Annotated in this window: 16 protein-coding genes; 10 read left to right on the top strand and 6 right to left on the bottom strand. The window is 70.6% G+C overall.

Translation table 11 applies throughout. From position 1 onward, the window contains the following. The first annotated feature begins 115 nt into the window (after positions 1-115). The 3 genes from ACIBBB_RS03615 (at position 116) to ACIBBB_RS03625 (ending at position 3786) form a co-directional block, all read left to right on the top strand. Positions 116-1864 carry a DUF4328 domain-containing protein gene (locus tag ACIBBB_RS03615; RefSeq protein WP_398978260.1) on the top strand — a complete coding sequence of 583 codons (1749 nt, stop codon included), beginning with the start codon at positions 116-118 and terminating at the stop codon, positions 1862-1864. Positions 1865-2095: 231 nt separating this feature from the next. Continuing rightward, a complete protein-coding gene (locus tag ACIBBB_RS03620) occupies positions 2096-2965 on the top strand; it encodes a RimK family alpha-L-glutamate ligase (RefSeq protein WP_398978824.1) in 870 nt (289 codons plus the stop codon). Beyond that, entirely contained in the window at positions 2962-3786 is an 825-nt protein-coding gene (locus tag ACIBBB_RS03625) for a RimK family alpha-L-glutamate ligase (RefSeq protein ID WP_398978262.1), read from the top strand. The genes ACIBBB_RS03620 and ACIBBB_RS03625 overlap by 4 nt, the downstream gene beginning before the upstream one ends. A 39-nt stretch (positions 3787-3825) precedes the next feature. Here ACIBBB_RS03625 and ACIBBB_RS03630 read toward each other — a convergent pair whose 3' ends face one another. Beyond that, on the bottom strand, positions 3826-4233 hold the full coding sequence (locus tag ACIBBB_RS03630; RefSeq protein WP_398978264.1) for an HGxxPAAW family protein: 408 nt from the start codon (positions 4231-4233) through the stop codon (positions 3826-3828). 101 nt (positions 4234-4334) lie between these two features. Here ACIBBB_RS03630 and ACIBBB_RS03635 point away from each other — a divergent pair, with 101 nt between their 5' ends. Both ACIBBB_RS03635 and ACIBBB_RS03640 read left to right on the top strand, forming a co-directional pair. Beyond that, entirely contained in the window at positions 4335-4817 is a 483-nt protein-coding gene (locus ACIBBB_RS03635; RefSeq protein ID WP_398978266.1) for a MarR family transcriptional regulator, read from the top strand. Between the two features lie 817 nt (positions 4818-5634). Then, positions 5635-6375, top strand: a complete 741-nt coding sequence (locus ACIBBB_RS03640) for a DUF1775 domain-containing protein (protein ID WP_398978268.1) — start codon at positions 5635-5637, stop codon at positions 6373-6375. Positions 6376-6426: 51 nt separating this feature from the next. Here the strand turns inward: ACIBBB_RS03640 and ACIBBB_RS03645 are convergent, their stop codons facing one another. After that, positions 6427-7071, bottom strand: coding sequence for an NADPH-dependent F420 reductase (locus ACIBBB_RS03645; RefSeq protein WP_398978269.1), 645 nt, complete (start codon positions 7069-7071; stop codon positions 6427-6429). A gap of 294 nt (positions 7072-7365) precedes the next feature. Between ACIBBB_RS03645 and ACIBBB_RS03650 the strand changes: the two genes are divergently transcribed. After that, positions 7366-8124, top strand: coding sequence for a class I SAM-dependent methyltransferase (locus tag ACIBBB_RS03650; RefSeq protein WP_398978271.1), 759 nt, complete (start codon positions 7366-7368; stop codon positions 8122-8124). Here ACIBBB_RS03650 and ACIBBB_RS03655 read toward each other — a convergent pair. Then, on the bottom strand, positions 8108-8572 hold the full coding sequence (locus ACIBBB_RS03655; RefSeq protein ID WP_398978273.1) for a hypothetical protein: 465 nt from the start codon (positions 8570-8572) through the stop codon (positions 8108-8110). The two genes, ACIBBB_RS03650 and ACIBBB_RS03655, sit on opposite strands and share 17 nt — an antisense overlap. 96 nt (positions 8573-8668) lie before the next feature. Then, positions 8669-9106 carry a VOC family protein gene (locus ACIBBB_RS03660; RefSeq protein ID WP_398978275.1) on the bottom strand — a complete coding sequence of 146 codons (438 nt, stop codon included), beginning with the start codon at positions 9104-9106 and terminating at the stop codon, positions 8669-8671. A gap of 155 nt (positions 9107-9261) precedes the next feature. Between ACIBBB_RS03660 and ACIBBB_RS03665 the strand changes: the two genes are divergently transcribed. Then, positions 9262-9648 carry a VOC family protein gene (locus ACIBBB_RS03665; protein WP_398978276.1) on the top strand — a complete coding sequence of 129 codons (387 nt, stop codon included), beginning with the start codon at positions 9262-9264 and terminating at the stop codon, positions 9646-9648. A gap of 472 nt (positions 9649-10120) precedes the next feature. On the opposite strand, the gene ACIBBB_RS03670 is transcribed toward ACIBBB_RS03665, so the two are convergent. Next, positions 10121-10954 (bottom strand): SDR family NAD(P)-dependent oxidoreductase, encoded by an 834-nt coding sequence (locus tag ACIBBB_RS03670; protein ID WP_398978278.1) that lies wholly within the window; start codon positions 10952-10954, stop codon positions 10121-10123. A gap of 126 nt (positions 10955-11080) precedes the next feature. Here ACIBBB_RS03670 and ACIBBB_RS03675 point away from each other — a divergent pair, with 126 nt between their 5' ends. The 3 genes from ACIBBB_RS03675 to ACIBBB_RS03685 all read left to right on the top strand — a co-directional run bounded on the left by ACIBBB_RS03675 (position 11081) and on the right by ACIBBB_RS03685 (position 13466). Further along, entirely contained in the window at positions 11081-11767 is a 687-nt protein-coding gene (locus tag ACIBBB_RS03675) for a TetR family transcriptional regulator (RefSeq protein WP_398978280.1), read from the top strand. A 71-nt stretch (positions 11768-11838) separates the two neighbouring features. Then, positions 11839-12813, top strand: a complete 975-nt coding sequence (locus tag ACIBBB_RS03680) for a metallophosphoesterase family protein (protein ID WP_398978282.1) — start codon at positions 11839-11841, stop codon at positions 12811-12813. Continuing rightward, positions 12810-13466: a 4'-phosphopantetheinyl transferase gene (locus tag ACIBBB_RS03685; RefSeq protein ID WP_398978284.1), complete on the top strand. Its 657-nt coding sequence runs from the start codon at positions 12810-12812 to the stop codon at positions 13464-13466. The genes ACIBBB_RS03680 and ACIBBB_RS03685 overlap by 4 nt, the downstream gene beginning before the upstream one ends. A 79-nt stretch (positions 13467-13545) precedes the next feature. On the opposite strand, the gene ACIBBB_RS03690 is transcribed toward ACIBBB_RS03685, so the two are convergent. Beyond that, positions 13546-13968 (bottom strand): DUF350 domain-containing protein, encoded by a 423-nt coding sequence (locus ACIBBB_RS03690; RefSeq protein WP_398978286.1) that lies wholly within the window; start codon positions 13966-13968, stop codon positions 13546-13548. Positions 13969-14403: the final 435 nt, after the last annotated feature.

Here is a 14403-nt window from a genome sequence, read left to right on the forward strand (position 1 = left end):
GCGCGTGCCCAACTCCCTTTACACACAGGGTAATAGGCTCCATGCGCCCGGTTAACGCAGGTCGTTTCCGTCTCCTATCCTCATGCGGACGCGGCATCCGGGAGAGGGAGGGCGCATGGACGAGCTGGAGAAGAGCGATCCGGAGTGGATCGGCGGCTATCGGCTGCTCGCGAGGCTCGGTGCGGGCGGCATGGGGCGGGTGTATCTGGCCCGTTCGGGCCGTAGCCGTGTGGTCGCCCTCAAGGTCGTCCAGGAGGAGCTGGCCCGCAAGCCCGACTTCAGGCGGCGCTTCGCCCAGGAGGTGAAGGCGGCGCGACGGGTCGGCCCCGAGTGGACCGCGCAGGTGCTGGACGCCGACACGGACGCGCCGACACCGTGGGTCGCCACGGGCTACGTCGCCGGGCCCTCGCTCAACGAGGTGGTCGACGAGCAGTACGGACCGCTGCCCCTGAACTCCCTGCGAGCGCTCGCGATCGGGCTCATCCACGCACTCCGGGCCATCCACGGCGCCGGGCTCGTACACCGGGACCTCAAGCCCTCCAACGTCCTGCTGACCGTCGACGGACCCCGCGTCATCGACTTCGGCATCGCGCGCGCCCTCGACGCGGCGATGCAGTCCGCCGACGGGCTCACCAGGACGGGCGTCATCGTGGGGACACCGGGCTTCATGTCGCCCGAGCAAGTGCGCGGGGAGCGGGTGACGTTCGCGAGTGACGTCTTCTGCCTCGGTGCCGTGCTGGCTTACACGGCCACGGGGCGGCAGCCCTTCGGCTCCGCCGAGGGCGGGCTCCACGCGCTGCTCTTCCGCATAGCGGACGCGGAAGCCGACCTCGCGGGGATCCCCGAGCCGTGGGAGGCGCTGATCGCGGCCTGTCTCGCCAAGGCCCCTTCCCAACGTCCCTCGCTGGAAGACCTGTTGGCGCGGATCGAGGAGACGCGGGACGCGGGCGGCGCGTGGTTGCCGGGCGAGGTTCTGGCGGACCTGGGGAGGCGCGCCGCGAAACTCCTGGACATCGAGGACCCGGATCGCCTCGCCTTCGCCGGTGGCCCGACAGGCCCCGGACCGGCAGCCGGACCGGGCTTCGGCCCGCCGGTCCCGTACACCCCGTCCGCGTCCCCGTGGCAGAGCCCCCCGCCCGTCGGTGTCCAGCCGGGCGGTCCGGGCGCCTCGCCGCCCTTCGCGTCGGGTCCCCCTTCTCCCACACCCGCCATGCCCGCCGTCCCGCTCCGGGCTCGCCCGGCCGGCGGCCTGGCGAGGGCCCTGAGCATCCTGCTGGGTCTCTCCGTCCTGCCACTGCTGTATCGGGCCATCGTCTTCGGCAAGACCCAATCCCACCTCGGTGACGTGCCCAGCAACTACTCCACTTCCTGGATCAGGGACTTCGAGGACCTGAGGTCCGCGACGATGGCAGCTGACGCCGCCATCGTCCTGGTGGGCGTGGCGGTGGCGGTGGTGTGGTCGTTCTGGTTCCGGCGTACGCGGATCAACGCCGAGGCCTTCGCGCCGGGACGCGTCCGCCACCCGCCTGGGATGGCGGTCGGCTCCTGGTTCCTTCCGGTCGTCAACCTCTACATGCCCAAGCAGATCGGCAACGACATCTGGACGGCGACGACCGGCCGGCCGACGGGCGCGCAGCGGTGGCTGCTGCACACGTGGTGGTGGTTCTGGGTGGCCTACATGGCCGCGTATCTGAACGACTCGCTCAGCGACTGGTACGAGAGCGACTTCCCCGAGGGCGCCCTGGACACCATTGCCATGTCGCAGGTCACCCATGTCGTCGGCGTCCTGTCGGCGGTGCTGGCCCTGGCGTTCGTCACCCGGCTCACCTCCCTTCAGAAGGCCAGGGCCGGCGGAGGCACCTGAAGCGCGGCCGGCGGGAGCCGTCGTCCACAGCTGGAGTCTGTCGGGGTTGAGCACCGCCCGGATGCCCGGCCCCGCCCCCCACCCCTGGCCTCGCGCCCCAACTCCCGGGCCCCGCCCCCAACCCCCGGCCCCCCGCCCGGCGGTTGCCGTCGGCCTCTATGCGATCTTCGCTGTGGGAGCGTGCGCAGCGGCGCTCGCGGCTATCCGGTGATCACCGGGCGGGGAAGGTCGATGAAGCTCTGCTTTTTGGTGGAGGAGCAGTACCGCTACGACGGTATGCCGGTAGAGGTGATCGCCCAGCTCAGGGAGTGGGGGCACCACGTGGACGTGCTGCGGCCCGGCAGTTCACTGATACGGGTGTCGGACGCCGTGCGGGCGGGCAGTCACGACGCCTGGGTGCTCAAGACGGTGTCCGGCGGCCCCGGGCTGACGCTGCTGGAGGCCGCGGCGGCTGTCGGCCTGACGACGGTCAACGACGCGCGGTCGGTCCGGGGCGTACGGGACAAGGCGCTGGCGGCGGCGATCGGGCGGAGCGGGGGTCTGCCGGTGCCGATGACGTACGCGGTGGCTCGCCCGGAGTTCCTGGCGGAGATACCGGACGCCGACTTCCCTCTCGTCGTGAAACCCGCCGACGGGAGCTCCGGCAGAGGGGTGCGGCTGGTCGCGTCGCCGGGCCTGCTGGCCGGGATGAAGGAGGAGTTGGCGGCCGAGGGGATGCTGATCGCCCAGCCGTATGTGCCCAACTCCGGGGTGGATCTCAAGGTCTACAGCGTCGCCGGCGAGCTGTACGCGGCGCAGCGGTCCTCACCCCTGCATCCCGGACAGACCGCTTTCGAGCGGCGGGTGCCGCTGAGCGCGGAAGTGGCCGCCGTCGTGGCCCATGCCGGGGCCGTCCACGGGCTCGATCTCTACGGTGTGGATGTACTGCTGGGGCCGGACGGGCCGGTGATCGTCGACGTGAACGACTTTCCGAGCTTCCGTCAGGTACCGGACGCGAGGGCACGAGTGGCACGGGCGATCCTGGACCTGGCCCGCAAGGGAGGCACCGTCACGGGGTCGCCGGCGGCGCGGGTTCCGGCCACGGCCGGTGAGGCCGGATGAGGATCTGCCTGATTACTCCCCGCCCCGGCCATCCCCTCCTGGCCGGCATGGCGGCGCTTCTGGCCTCCCACCACCGAGTCGAGACGGTCGATCCGACGGCGGACGATCAACTCTCCCCCTATGGGGGCGAGTTGGCCGACCCACTTGCGGACGTCTACCTGCTCAAGGCCAGAACCCGGCAGGCGTTGGCCCTGGCCCGGTCCTTGGAGGAGCGGGGTGCCACCGTGGTGAACTCGGCTGCCGCGACCGAGCTGTGCCAGGACCGTACGGCGATGGCCGCGCTGGCCCACGGCGCCGGCCTGCCGTTCGCGAGGACCACGACCATGGCGACGCTGCGCCAACTCGCCGCGCGGGCCGACCTCACCCACCCTCTGGTCGTGAAGAGCCGGCACAGTCGGCGGAGCGATCTCGTCGCCCGCGTCGACACCCCCGCCCAGCTGCGTACCCTCCGTGCCACCTGGGGTGATGAACCGGTCGTGGTGCAGCCCTTCACCGAGAACAGCGGCTGGGACCGGAAGCTCTGGGTGATCGCCGACCGTGTCTTCGCCGCGCTCCGCCGCTCGGAGCTGGCGGACTCGGGCGGCCGGGGGCCGACCCTGCCGCTCGCGCTCGGCGATCTGCCGGACGGCTGGATCGAACTGGCCCGTGCGGTCGGGTCCGTCTTCGCGCTGGACGTGTACGGCGTCGACATCATCGATGCCGGTGGCGCGCCGTTGATCGTGGACATCAACGCTTTCCCGGGAATCCGCGGCCAGTCGGGCGCCCCTTCGGCGCTCGCGGCACTGGCCCTGCGCAAGGCCCGGACCGCCAACGGCGCTTAGGACCCGGTCGGTTGGCCCCCGCGTGTGGGCCCCGTGGGCTCAGAGCCCGGCGATGCCCGCGTGCCCACCGGCCGCGACGGGTGGGACGCTCCCGACTTCGACGCCCCCCTCGAAGGCGGCGCTCGGCGCCGGAGTCCCGGCGCGTACCTGACGGCCGGCCAGGCGGCAGCCGACGCACTCCGGGTGACCGGCCCGCGCCGTGAGGTCCCTGACCCGCCAGTGCCACTGGCCGGACGGGCGGGGTCCGGCCGGCTTGCCCCAGCCCGCCAGATGCAGCACCAAGGTGACCACCGCCGCCAGCGCGCAGATCGCGAGCCCGAGCCAGATGCCGGGGTGCCATACGCACATCCCCACCCCGGCGACGGTCGTACCCACGACCGCGACGGCCCAGCCGGTCCACCCGGCGACGGTGTGTCCGAGGTCGACGTCCTCGTGGAGTTGGCTCATGGTTACTCCTCGCACGTGCCGCGCGACACACGTCGACGGATAGGGTCGAGTCCAGCGGATCTTTCATCAAGTAGATCTCTTAGATGCTAAGGGGATTTTCAGTGAACGGCAAGGCGCGCCCTCCGGCGACCCCCGCCGAGGCGCTGGCCGCCATGGACCGGCTGATCGCCACGAGCCTGGTGGCGCAGCACGCCATCGCGCAGCGACTAGGTCTGAACGTCACCGACCTCACCTGCGTGGGCCACATCCTCGGCGCGGCGGATGCCCCGCTGACGGCGGGCGAACTGGCGGTACGCGCCGATGTCACCACCGGAGCGATCACCGGGGTCGTCAACCGGCTGGAGAGCGCCGGGTTCGTCGAGCGCCGGGCCGACCCCGCCGACCGGCGGCGGGTGCGCATCGTCGCCCGGGACAGTGCGTCACGCCGGATCTACGAGGTGTACGAACCGTTCTACGACCGCCTCGCCGAGGTCTTCGCCGACTACTCGCCCGACGAGATCGCTGTACTGGGCGACTGGCTGACCCGCACCGGAGGTCTGATGAGCACGTATCTCGCGGAGTTGCGGGAGCGGGGCGACGCGTGACAGCCGGGCAGGGGGCACGCGGGGTCCTGCTGGAAGGAAGATTCCGGATCTCTCCCGGACGGGCGGCGCCGATAGGTCATGCTGGTGGCCGCCATGCTCCGGACAACAGGTTCCCGTGCCGCGCGACGATTCAGGTCAGGTCAACTGAGCGGCGTGCCGGTGGCCGCTGCGCGCGGCACGGTGTTCAGCGCGGCGAGTACGGCGCTCGCTGTCACCGGGCACCATCTCGTCTCCGGACAGCCCGTACCCGGTCGCACCCCGTGGGTCGCCTTCGGGCTGCTGCTCCTGGTGACGCTCCCTTTCTCCCGTCGGCCGAGGGCGCTTCCCACGGTGATGGCGGCCACCTGCACGGCGCAACTCGCCCTGCACTTCTGGCTCTCACGTGCCCCGGGTGGGCCGGCCGGAAGCAGGCACACGATGGCGGGGCACGGCGGTACGCACGACGTCCATGACGCATGGCACTCCGGCGGGCACGACGGGACGATGGCCGCGGCGATGGCCGTGGCGCACATCGCCGCCGCCCTCCTTGTCGCCTGGTGTCTCCAACGCGCGGACTCCGCTTGCTCGTTCGTCGGGGAGCGCCTGGGTGAGGTCATCGTCGCGTTCGTCGTACGGCTCTCCCCGGTGGGACCGGTCCTGCCGGCGCCGCGCCCGCTGCGGCCTCTGGTAGCGCGGGCCAAGTCCCCTCCGTACGACTTCCTGATGCTCGCGTACGTGGTGGTGCGCCGAGGTCCTCCGACGATGCCGGCTGTCGTCATCCGACCTCGCGGCCTGCTCCGCCGTGCCGCAAAACCCCTTACCACCATGGGAGTTACCCGTGACCCGTATTGCCGGGCGGCCCTTCGCGCGCCGTCTGTCCGCCGTCACCGCCGTCACCGGCGTGGCCCTGGCGGTCTCGTTCTCCCTCGCCGTACCGGCGTCGGCGCACGTCGAAGTCGAGTCCAAGGGGGCCAGCGCACTCGCCGAGAACGTCACCCTGGAGTTCAACGCCGAGACGGAGTCGGACAAGGCCGGAATCGCCAAGCTGGAGGTCGTGCTGCCGGAGGGCATCGAGCCGGCCGACATCACGTACAAGGACGGCCCCGCGGGCTGGAAGATCACCGCCACCAACCGGGGTTACAGCGTGGGCGGCCCGGCGGTCGGCGCAGGTGAGGACGTCGCGTACGCGGTGACCGTACGCCAGCTCCCGGATGCCGAGTCGGTGGCGTTCAAGACGCTCCAGACCTACAGCGACGGCCGCGTCGACCGATGGATCGAACTCGAAGAGCCCGCCGGGGGCGGGCACGGCAGCCTCGCGCCCATCCTCGAACTCGCACCCGCCGAGCCGGGCGCGAAGCCGCTCAGCCCCACCCCGTCCCCCGAGCCGGCCACGCGGACGCCGTCCAGCCCGGCCGAGGCGACGGAGACGGCTCCTGCCACCACCGAGGCCGGTGGGGCCGACACGGAGGACGCAGGCACCAACACCGTCGCGATCGTGGCGGTCGTCGTGATCGTCCTCGCGTGCGTGGGCGGCGGTGCCTGGTGGTTCCGGCGCCGCAGCGGCACCGGCACGAGCTGAGGGGAACGTACGGTCAACTCACCCTTTCCGGCGGTTCGTTGGCCAAGAGGATCACGTGGACGGCAGAACCTGGGCAGGGGGTCGGGTGACCACATTGATGTTGAACGTGTGGGCACCCAGACCGCCCGCGATGCCCATGAAGAGCAGGGCGAAGTGCTCCTGGCCGCGTGAGGTCGTGATGCCGCCCATGTCCAGCTGGGACGAAGGGGGCCAGCCGAGGTCGGTGAGCAGCCGGCCGGTGGTGGCTTTGGCGTCGGCGTCGTCGCCGGAGAGGAAGACGGTGCTCGGGCCGTCGAGACCGTCCGGGGCGGTCATCACGGTGGAATCCATGGTGCACAGCGTCTTGACGACGGGGGTCAGGGGGAAGGCCTTCTGGATCTCTTCAGCCAGACTGCTGTTGGGGTGCGAGAGCTCGGCGAAGTCGTCGGAGAGGCCGACGCCGACGTCGATCAGCGGGGTGCCGGCCAGTGCCGGCGCCCCGATGGAGTGCAGCAGTTCCACGGAGACGGTTCCCGGGGTGGCGTTGACCAGTACCTCTGCGTGGGCCGCTGTCGCGCTCAGGCCCGCCACAGGGAGACCGATGTCCGTCCGTTCAGCAGGCTGACGTGAACCGAGAAGTACGTCGTGTCCTGCGGCGCTCCAGCCGTGGGCCAGTGCGCGGGCGACGTTGCCGGTGCCAAGTAGTCCTATACGCATGGTGTGACGCTAGCCGCTGTCGGTACTCAGCGGATCGGACCGAGGGCCCGGGTGGACCGGCACCAAAGACGTAGTCCCGCGGTCGCGGGCGAAAGACGCGCCGGGTGTCGGTGGAATGCCGTCGTGGCGGGGATCGGCGGGGGCTTCGGCGGGCGGGTGGGCGCCGCCCGGGGGCAGGCCCGGATCGGGGACGGCCGGCCCGTAGACGGCCCTTCCAGGCCCTTCGCTCACCCCATCTGACCTGGCCTTTTATCTCGATACGCCGTAGCGTCGCCGGATCGGGAAGGGGATGTGATGGACCGGAACATACGAAGCGTCGAGGACGTGCTGAGGCTCCTGGACGGCCTGTTCGCACCGGAGGCCGACCGGTGGTCGGCCGGAGCCGCCGACTGGTGGGACGGCTTCTACCAGGACCGCTCCAAAACCGTGCCGTTCTTCGTCGCGAAGCCCGACGAGAACCTGGTCTCGTATCTCGACCGGGGGCTGGTCGAACCGGCGGGCCGGGCGCTCGATTTGGGCTGCGGGCCGGGGCGCAACGCCGTCCAACTGGCCGTCGCGGGCTTCGAGGTGGACGCCGTAGACCTCTCCCCGACGGCCGTCGAATGGGCCGAGGAGCGGGCTCGCGAGGCCGGCGTCGACGTCCGGTTCCACCGCGGGGACGCCTTCGACCTCGTGGGCGGTGCGGAGTTGGCGGGACCGTACGACCTGATCCACGACTCCGGCTGCTTCCACCATCTGCCGCCCCACCGCCGTATCAGCTACCTCGCCCTGGTCGAACGAGCCCTCGCCCCCGGCGGGCACCTCGCCCTCACCTGCTTCGCGTCCGGAGAGATGGGCTCCGAACTCCCCGACGCCGACTTCTACCGCCGGTCCGGCCTGCACGGCGGTCTCGCGTACACACCGGAGTCCCTGCGCTGGATCTTCTCCGGCCTGACGGAGATCGAACTGCGCCGCATGCGCGACGAACCGGCCGAGTCACCCCACTTCGGCGAGCCTTTCCTCTGGACGGCGCTCTTCCAGAACGCTCGTCCGGGCGTCAGATGTGGGCCATGACCTGACGTATCGGTCCCCCGAGCGCGTCGGCCAGCGCGGTCAGTTCCTCGCCGGTGAACCAGTCACGCCCTGGGTTCCAGACCGCGATCTCGAACCGGGCGAAGCCGCACGGCCAGTCGTAATCCAGCGTGTCGATGGACAACTCGGCGCCGCAGCAGGGGACGTGGGCCAGCAGCGTGGCCAGGCCGTCGTCCTCCTGGGTCTCCAGGAGCTCGTTCCACCAGTCGAGGCCGACGGATCCGGCGCACCGCGGGCACCCGATCCTCTCCAGGTTGGCTCCGCAGTCGACGATCGTGACCGCGTCGTGCCAGCTGATCTCGACCTCGGCGAAGCCGTCGGACAGCTCCGGGATCAGCTCGGCCACGATCGCGACCGCCCGGTCGGCGGCCTCGGGGCCGGGCTGCCAGTGCGGGTCGGCCGGTATGACCGACAGGATGTTGTCGCTCACCTACGGACTCGATTCGTCGTTGGGAGGCACTGGAGAGCGGGGGCGGGGCGCGACGGCCGGGCGGAATCGGACGACGCGGAATCAGGCGACGCGGAATCAGACGACGCAGAACTCGTGACCCTCCGGGTCGGCCATGACCACATGGTCCGGCTTCCCCCGCAACTCGTGTTCACCTATCACCGTCGCCCCCGCGGCGGTCAGCCGCTCGACCTCGGCGAGAACCCGCGGCCACCGTGTCTCCCAGGGAACCTCCCGGCCGCCGCCGACCCGGAGATCCAGATGCAGCCGGTTCTTCACCACCTTCGGCTCCGGGACCTTGAGGAAGGACAGGGTGGGCCCGACCCCGTCCGGATCCGCGAGATACGCCCCGTCGTCCCACTCCTCCTCCGGAACCCCGTAGTCGATGAACCACGCCTCCCAGGAGGAGAAACCGGCCGGCGGGGGCGGCTCGGCATACCCCAGCGCGAGCGCCCAGAACTCCGCCAGTTTCGCGGGGCGCGCGCAGTCGATCGTCAGACTCCACTTGGTGGACATGGTGCCTCCCAGTTCGTATTCACGAACCGTATCGGCCACCACTGACAACGCCCGGAGCCCGGAGCCCCACCAGGAAAAGCAATACCGCCGGCCCACCCCGACCGATAGCCTCCGCCCGGTGAAGTGGAGCCGCTATGTGACTGGAGGGCCCTGACATGGCCAGTAAGTTCACCGAGCTTGCGATCGACTGTGCCGATCCCGAAGGTCTCGCCCGGTTCTGGTGCGCCGTCCTCGACTACGAGGTAAAGGACCAGGACGACGGAATCGTCATCATCGGTTCCCCCGCGGTACCTGAAGGCAAGGACCGCCCCGGACCGGTGCCACCGACGTTGACGTTCGCGAAGGTGCCCGACACCAAGACCATCAAGAACAGGCTCCACCTCGATGTCAATCCGACCGACAGGGAGCAGGACGAAGAGGTCAGCCGCCTCCTCGGCCTGGGCGCTCGACACGCCGACGTCGGCCAGGGCGATGTGAGCTGGGTCGTCCTCGCCGACCCGGAGGACAACGAGTTCTGCGTCCTCGCGAGCCGCCACCCCTGACCGGAGGACGCGCCGCCCGGCGCCGCCCGGAAATGCGTTGATGACCATGCCGCAGCGCCCCAGCGGATCAGCCGAGTTCACCCACTTCATCACCCGGGCTTCCGCGTCCCCGGACCGGGTCGGCCTGGTCCTGAGCGGATCGCAGGCCCGGGACGGTATGGCGACACCCGCTCCGACCACGACGTCTACGTGATCACCGCCGACGACAGCGCGGCTGTTCCGCCCGCCGTCTCCGCCGGGCGCGCCGGAGTGGGCCGCCGACGCGCGCTTCCGCGGATCCGGCGCGTCGCCGACGACGGCGACCTCGCCTCGCAGCGCGCCCTCTTCGCGACCGTCGAACGCGCCGCCCGGCAGGCCGGGCACGCGACGGTCCTCGACTCCTGGGCCACGGACATCGACCTGCTGCGCCCCGACGGCTGCCTCGCCGCCCCCGGCCCGCGACCGGGTGACCGGCGCCGTGAGTCGTCAGTCGTCAGTCGTCGAAGTCCACCGACCGCCCCAGCTCCGCCCAGCGCGCGTCGCTGTCCGTCAGCGTCCTCATCTTCTCCGCGACATAGTCCACGGCGCTCCGGCCCAGCACGAGGTGGAGCGGCGGCTCGTCCATACGCGCGACGTCGAGCAGTACGCGCGCCACCTTCGCCGGGTCGATGGGCTCCTTGCCGAGCGTGGACCGCAGGCGCCTGCCCATCGCGCCGACCGTCGCCTCGTACTCGGGCTCGACCTCGGGGATGTCCATCGACGCCCCCGCCCAGTCCGTGCGCATCGAGCCCGGCTCGGCGAGCGTCATCTTGATCCCGAGGGATCCCACCTCTTCGTTGAGCACCCCGGAGAACCCCTCGACGGCGAACTTGGCCGCCTGGTAGGCGCCGACCCCCGGCGCGTTGCTGCGCCCGCCGATCGAGGTCACCTGGATGAAGTGCCCGGCCCGCCGCTCCACGAAGTGGGGCAGCACAGCCTTCGTCACATACACCGTGCCGAAGAAGACGGCGTCGACCTGGGCGCGGAACTCGTCGAGGCCGAGCTGGGCGATCGGTACGAGGTTGGCGTAGCCGGCGTTGTTCACGACGACATCGATACGGCCGAACTTCTCTGTGGCCGCCGCGACCGACGCCCGCGCCTGCGCCGGGTCCGTGACATCGAGCCGCAGTGGCAGCACCCGGTCGCCGTACTTCTCGGCGAGATCGGCGAACGACTCGGGGCGACGGGCGGTCGCGACGACTCGGTTGCCCGCCGCCAGGGCCTCCTCGACGATGGCGCGCCCCAGTCCCCGCGAGGCTCCGGTGATGAACCAGACCTGGTCAGTCATGGCTGTTCCTTCTCTCCGTAAATCGCTGATGCCGGTGGTCCCGGTCGTTCTTCCGGCCACTCACTCCAACATAACGCAGATGCATTGCGTTACCTAACGCAAGATGATTGCTTTACCATTCGAGGTATGAGTAAGCCACCCGCCGGATTCCGCCGCGCGCGCACGCCGGAGAACAAGCAGGTACGGGCGCTCGCGCTCATCGACGCCGCCCGGACGCTCGCTCTGCGCGAAGGGGTACGGAGCGTCACGCTCAACGAGATAGCGGCGACCGCGGGCGTGCACGCCTCGGCGGTGCGCCGCTACTTCGAGTCACGGGAAGAGATCTATCTGCGGCTCGCCGCCACCGAATGGGAGGGCTGGGCCGCGACGCTGGAGAGCGAACTGGACGGGGCGGGGACCCTCGCGGCACGCGACCTCGCCGCCGTACTGGCACGGACAGCCGCCGGCCGACCGCTGTTCTGCGACCTCCTCGCCCACGTTCCGCTCAGTCTCGAACGCTCCGTGTCCGAGGAATCCGTCCGGGCCTTCAAAATCCGTGCGCTCGACGCCTTCGACTCCGCCGTCGCCGCGATCCGGCGTGCCGTCCCCGATCTGAGCGCACGCGACGCGGCCGACGTGGTCACCGCTCTCACCGCCATGGTCGGCTCGCTCTGGCAGATCGCCCACCCGTCGGAGACCATGGCGCGCGTGTACGAGCGGGAACCCCGGCTCGCCCACACCGCCGGCGAGTTCCTGCCGCGGCTCGCGCGGCTGCTGGAGCCGCTCGTCCTCGGGCTGCTCGCGGACGGTGGGGCAGGGGAGAGTAGGGGTTGATCGTCGGGGGCACCCGCATATCATTGGCGAATGCGCTACTTGCGGGCCCGCCGAGTTCGGAGCGATTGCCGGTGACGACCTATGAGATACGTGGCGCGGCGCCCTCCGCTGTCACGCCCACCCCGAACGGCACTTCCTCCACGCCGAACGCCGTACCGTCCCCGGCGGGACGCGCCTCGTCCCCGAAGAAGCCCGGACGCCTCGTGGCGACGAGCGACCTGCACATCAGGCACCCGGAGAACAGGAAGATCGCCGACTCCCTGTGGCCCGAGTCGGAGCACGACTGGCTCCTGGTCGCCGGTGACATCGGCGAGTTGGTGTCCGACATCGAATGGACCCTTCGCACGCTGAGCGAGCGGTTCGCGAAGGTCATCTGGGTGCCCGGCAACCACGAACTGTGGACCGCGCCCGACGACCCCATCCAGCTCAGGGGCGACGCGAAGTACCGCCATCTCGTCGAGCTCTGCCGCCGGATCGGCGTCGTCACGCCGGAGGACCCCTACCCCATCTGGGAGGGCGAGGGCGGCCCTGCCGTGATCGCGCCGCTGTTCCTCCTCTACGACTACTCCTTCCGGCCCGCCGGCACCGACTCCAAGGCATCCGCCCTCGTGGTCGCCGAGGCCGCGGGTGTTGTCTGCACCGACGAGTTCCTGCTCCACCCCGACCCGTATCCCAGCAGGGAGGCGTGGTGCCGCGCCCGGATCGCGGCCACGGAGCGCCGACTGGCCGAGATCCCGGCCGAGTTGCCCACCGTCCTGATCAACCACTGGCCGATCGTGCGTGAACCGACGAACGTGCTGTGGCGCCCGGAGTTCGCGCTGTGGTGCGGCACGGAGGCGTCGGCGGACTGGCCGCGCAGGTTCCGGGCGGCCTCGGTCGTGTACGGACATCTGCACATCCCCCGGCTGATGTGGTGCGACGGGGTGCCTCACCAGGAGGTCTCGCTCGGCTATCCGAGGGAGTGGGGACGGCGCGCGCAGCAGCCGGGCCGCCCCGTACAGATACTTCCGCTGCCGATCCGTGAGGAAGCGGGGCAGCCGCGGTGATCGAGCGCATCGTGCCCGCCGAGGTGGAGACCGCCGAGGCGTACGGAGACCTCGCCGAGGCCAAACTCTTCCCCGAGGAGGCCCTGTTGGTGAAGTCCGCGGTGGAGCAGCGCCGCGGCGAGTTCGCCACCGCCCGGCACTGCGCGCGCCAGGCGCTCACGCGGCTCGGGGCGCCGGCGGGGGCGATCCTCACCGGCGAGCGTGGCTCGCCGGTGTGGCCGCAGGGAGTGGTCGGCAGCATCACCCACTGCCTGGGTTACCGCGCGGCCGTGGTCGCCCGCCCCGCGCATGTCACCTCGATCGGTGTCGACGCGGAGCCCGCGCTGCCGTTGCCCTCCGGGGTCCTGGAGGCGGTGGCCCTGCCCGACGAGCAGATCGCGGTCAAGGAACTGCTGGAGTCGGTGCCTGGGATCCGGTGGGACCGGCTGCTGTTCAGCGCCAAGGAGTCGGTCTACAAGGCGTGGTTCCCGCTGACGAGGCGCTTCCTGGAGTTCGAGGAGGCCCGGCTCGTCTTCGACCCGGTGGGCGGGACGTTCACGGCCCATCTGCTCGCCGGTCCGGCGCGGGCAGGAAGCCGGACCCTCCACACGTTCGACGGACGCTGGCTGTCGGAGAAGGGCATCGTGCTGACCTCGGTCACGATCCCCGCGTAGACGAAGTGACCGGGCTGTCCGAGGACGGGCAGCCCGGTCGTACGCGTAGTAGCCCCGTCGTACGCGTATACGGCGCCGTTCAGGCGATCGACGCCGACACGATCGCCGACACCGCGATGTTGCAGGACGCCGTGACCCACACCGCGGGGTGCGGCTCCGCCTCGACCAGCGTCGCGCCCAGCTTGCCCGGCGTCACGAGATCCACCACGAGGAACGCCACCGCCATCATCACCAGGCCGAGCACCCCGAACGCGGCCGTCGACGCGAGGCCCTTGCCGAAGTCGTCGTACGTCGTCCAGATGGACGTGAAGACGATGCCGCCGATCCCCAGGAGCGCCGAGCTGAGCAGGAGCGCGGCGTTGCGGTTGCGGTCCTCCCAGATCTGCTTGCCGAGCTTCCCCGGCGTCAGCAGATCGACGAGGACGATACCGAGGATCAGAAGGACCACACCGAGCGCGCCGTAGGCGCCGGCCCGGCCAAGTCCGTTGACTATGTCGTTCATTGGGAAGCTCGTCTCCGCTGCTGAAGATGATCGTGGCAAAGGCGTCGCAAAATGTATCGCACGGTGCCTGAGGTGCGAGCGGGAGCGGGAAACCGCAGCCGAACCGCGTCCCGCCCGTGGCCGGAAGCTCGTGTTCCCCGCCCGAATTATCGATCAACATGCCTGAACTCCTGATTTGTCCAGCTGTACGGAGCGAACAGAACAGGCACAGACATGCACCGGGTGGGGCAGCGAGCCCTGCTCACTACGATCGGTGCGACCGCCGTCGCGGCAGGCGCGCCGGCACGCGCGTCCGTCGCCACCGGCGGCCCCGCGCCCGCCACCGAGAGGACACCAGTCGTGCAAGCCGCCACCCCGGCCAGTTACCCGGACACCCCGTCGGACGGCTCACCGGCCGACCCCTCGGCCCGGAACGATCCGTACGACCGTCCCGTC

The organism is Streptomyces sp. NPDC051217, from assembly GCF_044455465.1.
Lineage (GTDB): Bacteria > Actinomycetota > Actinomycetes > Streptomycetales > Streptomycetaceae > Streptomyces.

What these genes read in the sequence shown, in the direction of transcription:
- ACIBBB_RS03650 (WP_398978271.1), top strand. Translation starts at nt 7,366, where the DNA reads ATGGACCGGAACATACGAAGCGTCGAGGACGTGCTGAGGCTCCTGGAC.
- ACIBBB_RS03675 (WP_398978280.1), top strand. Translation starts at nt 11,081, where the DNA reads ATGAGTAAGCCACCCGCCGGATTCCGCCGCGCGCGCACGCCGGAGAAC.
- ACIBBB_RS03690 (WP_398978286.1), bottom strand. Translation starts at nt 13,968, where the DNA reads ATGAACGACATAGTCAACGGACTTGGCCGGGCCGGCGCCTACGGCGCG.
- ACIBBB_RS03615 (WP_398978260.1), top strand. Translation starts at nt 116, where the DNA reads ATGGACGAGCTGGAGAAGAGCGATCCGGAGTGGATCGGCGGCTATCGG.
- ACIBBB_RS03630 (WP_398978264.1), bottom strand. Translation starts at nt 4,233, where the DNA reads ATGAGCCAACTCCACGAGGACGTCGACCTCGGACACACCGTCGCCGGG.
- ACIBBB_RS03625 (WP_398978262.1), top strand. Translation starts at nt 2,962, where the DNA reads ATGAGGATCTGCCTGATTACTCCCCGCCCCGGCCATCCCCTCCTGGCC.
- ACIBBB_RS03660 (WP_398978275.1), bottom strand. Translation starts at nt 9,106, where the DNA reads ATGTCCACCAAGTGGAGTCTGACGATCGACTGCGCGCGCCCCGCGAAA.
- ACIBBB_RS03620 (WP_398978824.1), top strand. Translation starts at nt 2,096, where the DNA reads ATGAAGCTCTGCTTTTTGGTGGAGGAGCAGTACCGCTACGACGGTATG.
- ACIBBB_RS03665 (WP_398978276.1), top strand. Translation starts at nt 9,262, where the DNA reads ATGGCCAGTAAGTTCACCGAGCTTGCGATCGACTGTGCCGATCCCGAA.
- ACIBBB_RS03670 (WP_398978278.1), bottom strand. Translation starts at nt 10,954, where the DNA reads ATGACTGACCAGGTCTGGTTCATCACCGGAGCCTCGCGGGGACTGGGG.
- ACIBBB_RS03645 (WP_398978269.1), bottom strand. Translation starts at nt 7,071, where the DNA reads ATGCGTATAGGACTACTTGGCACCGGCAACGTCGCCCGCGCACTGGCC.